This is a genomic window from Rhodoblastus sp. (genome assembly GCF_052145335.1).
Classification (GTDB): domain Bacteria; phylum Pseudomonadota; class Alphaproteobacteria; order Rhizobiales; family Beijerinckiaceae; genus Rhodoblastus.
Window position 1 is genome coordinate 1 of sequence record NZ_JBKQOU010000038.1, and the last position, 4,669, is coordinate 4,669.

A 4,669-nucleotide genomic window follows, 5' to 3' on the forward strand; every position below is an offset into this window, starting at 1 on the left:
CCGCGCTTGTGGAGACAAAACCATTGGAGCCATGGCTAAAAGCGGCGAGCGCCCGATCCGGATCGTCGCTTTGCGCAAGAACTAAAGTTTTGAGCTGCGGCGTCATGTTCAAAAGCATGGAGAACTCCCTCGCCGTTTCGCTATCATCGAGAGAGATGATCGACAGGAGCAAAACTGTCGCGTCAGGATCGAAGGCGCGCTCCACTAATCCGGCAAGGCTTGCAAAGGCGCTAGCGTCTGCTTCGGCATAGACCTTTGCCGTCAGCACAAGACAGTCGCGAAGAAAATTGTCTTTTTCGACGACGATAATCGCATCGCGCCGCGAGGTTGAGCATTTTAAAGACGTCGCATCAGTGGGGTTGGTGTTAGTAATATTATAACGCTCGTAAGCAGATGGCATCGAGCTAACTCCTATACATACAACATCGAGCTTGCTCCTACGTATATACTTAAACGCGTTCCAGCTTAGATACTTATGAATGCAAGAGCGATCGAAATGCCTCCGTTCCGGCGACGCCAATAGCGTCTATGGAACGCGGCGCTCATTGACGACACGCGGCGGCGCGACTAATCTGCTACCTTAATTAAGGCACGATCCTTGAACCGGGTTTGAGAGGGGAGGAGGCCTCATTGGGCGCGACCATATCTGCCAGAATCGATTTTATTTGCTCTGCATGCTGAGAACCGACTTTCGCGCGGAGAACTAGGTCGGCTTGACCATTCCGCGATCGTCTTAAGAGCAGCATTTGAACTTTAGCGGATCGCATGGCGCTCTCCTTCTTACGGCTGAGTTAACATGAGCGCAAATGAAAGCGCCTAATATCCGGTCCAGACATAATAATGCTAAGCCCACGTGAAACCTTTAGCGTAACCGTCATGCATAAGCGTAGCGTTAGAAATTGGCCGTGAACTAAAAAGTAATTGAATTAGCGTGATAATTCGTGTTGTTGACAAGCGATGCTGCGGTGTAAGCTGTCATACCTAACAATATCATAGCCAATCAGCATGAATTTGACAACTTATATTGCAGATCTGCAAAGAGGGATGGAGTGGCGATGAATATGGCGATTTCGCCTGCAACTGAACAAGACGCGCACAGTGCGCTGCGCAAGCGCCTGCTCGCCGAACGATTGCGTGCGTTGATGGCCGCAAGGGGGCTCACGGTCACGGAAACGGCCAGGCTTTTGCGGGAGCAGCTCCCCGACAAGAAATTCAATCCGGTGAACCTGTCGCACTACCGTGCGGGTCGATCCATTCCCCGCCCGCGCATCCTGAGCGCTTTGAGCGCGATTCTCGGCGTCAGTCCCGAAGAATTGGCGCCGACCGCCGCCGCTCCGACCCTTTCGCCCGGCTCAAGCGACAAAGAGGCGGCCCCGAAGCTGAACGTCGTCGCCGAAGGCATGGGCCCGTCCATGCGCGCCGAGCCGCGCTCGAACGTCGCCGACCATGACGAGTCAGTCTTTCCCGCCGAAGAGCGAGGCGACGCCGGCCTTGGTTCGATCCCTTCATTCAATCTCGAGGATCTGGACGGGGGCGAGGCCTGGCTGCAGATCAATCAGCGCCTATCGTGGCCGACGGTGATCAAGATCCTGCAGGTCCTGAAAGGAGAAAAATGAACGCGGACTCCGCCGGTTGCGACCGCGACCATCGGCGGGCGGAAGGGCAAGCGCCCATCCAGCGATGGGAACGGCAGCGATCTCGCGGAATATCGCGAGGAGGGCCCGATGCGCTTCGCGATGAAAATGATAACGGCGCACATGGACATTCGGCGATTGGTCTCATATCCGGTTCTTGCGCTTTGCGCTCGCAGGCACAGGTCACGCGAGTGGTGAGTGGTCCTCCCTGAAGTATGGTTTTCGGACCGGACGGAGGACAGAAGGATGGCAAAATCGATATGCGTGACAGAGGTCACATATGATCGCTGGCGGTCGGAATTCGGGAGTTGAAGGGCGTTCAGGTCAAGTGGCTAAAGGAGCTTGCGCAATCCGGATGCTTCGCCGGCCACCCCAGCAGTGGCGCTCCGGCCCATCATGCAATAACATTCATCGCGCGGGGCGGCGCTCGACTTTGGCCACGGCGAGCTGCTTGACGCCTGATCCAGCGCGCCCGGCTTTTGTTTGAGCAGGGCGAGATGAGATGATGTCGAAAAAGAAATGAAAAAGGAAGCGCGGCCCGCCCAAGTCGCGATGAGATCATGCTGAACCTCAACGTCCCGTTCCCCGCGCGAACTCGTCAAAGGGCTGGTGATTGTCGCTGCGCAAACGATTAGCGTTTACGAGCAAAAACAAGTCTGATGGTCTTTAGCGGCTCCGGCATGAAAATGTGAATAAGTTTAAACAAATGGAGCAGAATCGCGCTGTTTCCGGCATAACTCGGAGCCGCGTCCGAGCAGAATGTCAGCAGATCAAATTCTTCGGTCGCAAACACCTTGCTTAGATCGTACCTGGTATTCATCATATAAACTTTTGGAAATACGTCATCTTCTTTCCGCTCAGGTTGAACAATTTTGAGAACGAAATTATGAAACGATTCCGGAATAACCCTAGCGCCTAAGGCGATATACCCAAACTTATTCGGAGTCCGCGCGCAGATGTACCCGCCTGGCTTCAGTACGCGTTTGAATTCCGCAACGATTGAGGCTGGATCAGCGATATGCTCAAACACCCAGTCGGCTAAAATGATATCCAACGATGCGTCGTTGAGCGGTATTCGCCCATCCGGCGAAATCAAATATGTTTCATCGACAGCTTTGTTAGCATAAATTGCTTTGTCGATGTCGACGCCTATCACCTTTGCGACTTTTCCTCTTAAAATGCGAAGATTGCGGCGATAGTCGCATTCGTCGTCATGAAAATATTCGCCGCGCCCGGCTCCGTAGTCGAGCACAATGGCCTCGGCGAAACAAAGGCTGTTGACGTAGTTGAAAAACATAATAGTCCCATCAACGCGATCAAACCCGAACCATTTCACCTCAGGATATAGAGCCATATCTTTCCTCATTGCTTTTAGATGACCTTGATGATGACACCAAAGCTCTTGCCCAGGAGGGCGCAACATCTACGAAGTCGCGACAAGATCCTCCTGCATTCCCGCCTCGCGTGTCATCGACAAACACCCGCGCCCGAATCCCTCTGTCAAGGGACTCAGGCCGAGCCGGACTTCATAAACGGGCTGTCAAACCGGACCAGCTTTCAATGTCGACATCTGTGTAACTGTCGACGCAATTATTTTACTGGTGGCTGGCTTCCGTCGACCAACGACCAGCAGCCTTCCCGCGACGCCCGCCATTGCGACGATCGAGAGCAACAAACCCGATGTGATTATAACGGTTCTCGTCGGGAAGCCTGGTTTCAATGGAGCCGTTGCCTCTTGCACGACTTCTAAACGCAGTAACTTCTGCGCGCCGAGCGCAAGCTCGGTTCGCTGTTCGATTTCCTTCAACGCGAAGCTGTTAGCGCTCTGTTTGGCTAACTCCACGTTTCGCCTCAACTGCTCGAATTGGGCGCGCTGCGCGGACACATCCGATAGTTCGTGATTTATTGCATCGTAAGCTTGCTTTTGCTGCGCAATAAGCTCTCGCAACCCGACCAGTTCGGCGTTCTTATTGACGAGCGATTGTGCTGTTTCTTGGTAAACACGGACGAGCAGCAACGGGGGATCGTGAGTTGGAATTGGACCTGTTAAATCACTATTTACGTGACCTTGGTTTTGCGCGCCGCCCGCGTTTTGCGTGCCTTTGCGAGCAAGCTCAGCCAGTTGCGGTGAAAGATTGTTAAGTTTTAAGGCAACAAGCTGCTGGCTTGTCTCTCTAATTTCGGCCTGCAACTGTGCGATGCGTCCAAGTGTATGCTCCATATTTGATTGGATCTCTTTGCGGCGATCGAGGGCAAGACGCAACTGCTCCTCGATTGAATACATATTGTTTTTAACCGAAAACCGGTTCAATGTCAGGGATGCAACGTCGAAATCGTATTCGTATTTTTTTCTCTCGCTTTCCATAAATGCCGAGGCGTTTGATTGGGACATAAGCTGCACATGTCTGCTGAGATACATTTGCACCAGCGCGTTCACAAATTCCGCGGCGATCTGACGGTCGGGGTGGGAAAACGACACGCGAATAAGATCGGTTTTCGGCTCCGGGTGAACGGAGAGCGCGGCCGAAGCTTTCAGAAACGCCTCGTCAGATCGAATTTTGTCAGCTGGCGGCGCGTCTGCCGCGTCAGCGGAAGCTGGAAAACTGACAGACCCAATGTATGGTCGGGCATCCCAAGCGGAAGTGGCAGACCAAATCCACTGGGGCACAATGTATCCCGCCGCTGTTCTTATTTTGTGGACAATGTCCGCATCGGGTTCATAGAGGCGGCTTGGACCAACAGCTGAAATTGCGTCTCTGATCACGTGTTCGCTGTGGATGATCGCGGTCTGGGAATTCAAGTATTGCTCGTCACGCAAAATGGCTTCAGCGTCTCTTTTCGAGTCGGAATCATAGCTTGGCGCAAAATTTATCTGAATCAGTGCGGATGCCTGATAGGAACGGGGCACGAACGAAAATGTGATCCAGGTGAGAACATTGACGCCAACAAAAATTGTGGCAAGCAAACGCTTGCGCCCGCTGCTGGCGCGGACCAATTCGCCGAATAGTGGGTTGATCGTTAACGTACTCATTTTA

General features: G+C 53.1%; 4 protein-coding genes. 1 reads left to right on the top strand and 3 read right to left on the bottom strand.

Annotated elements, in window-relative coordinates; genetic code table 11:
• The coding region (locus tag ACLP2E_RS02620; RefSeq protein WP_442465073.1) for a hypothetical protein at nucleotides 1-400 on the bottom strand (400 nt) is incomplete at its 3' end.
• Nucleotides 401-1,055: 655 nt separating this feature from the next.
• On the opposite strand from ACLP2E_RS02620, the gene ACLP2E_RS02625 reads away from it, so the two are divergent.
• Nucleotides 1,056-1,616 carry a helix-turn-helix domain-containing protein gene (locus ACLP2E_RS02625; protein ID WP_442465074.1) on the top strand — a complete coding sequence of 187 codons (561 nt, stop codon included), beginning with the start codon at nucleotides 1,056-1,058 and terminating at the stop codon, nucleotides 1,614-1,616.
• A 649-nt stretch (nucleotides 1,617-2,265) separates the two neighbouring features.
• Here ACLP2E_RS02625 and ACLP2E_RS02630 read toward each other — a convergent pair.
• Nucleotides 2,266-2,988: a class I SAM-dependent methyltransferase gene (locus tag ACLP2E_RS02630; RefSeq protein WP_442465075.1), complete on the bottom strand. Its 723-nt coding sequence runs from the start codon at nucleotides 2,986-2,988 to the stop codon at nucleotides 2,266-2,268.
• A 186-nt stretch (nucleotides 2,989-3,174) separates the two neighbouring features.
• Nucleotides 3,175-4,669 (bottom strand): GumC family protein (locus tag ACLP2E_RS02635; RefSeq protein WP_442465076.1); only part of this gene is annotated, 1,495 nt, incomplete at its 5' end.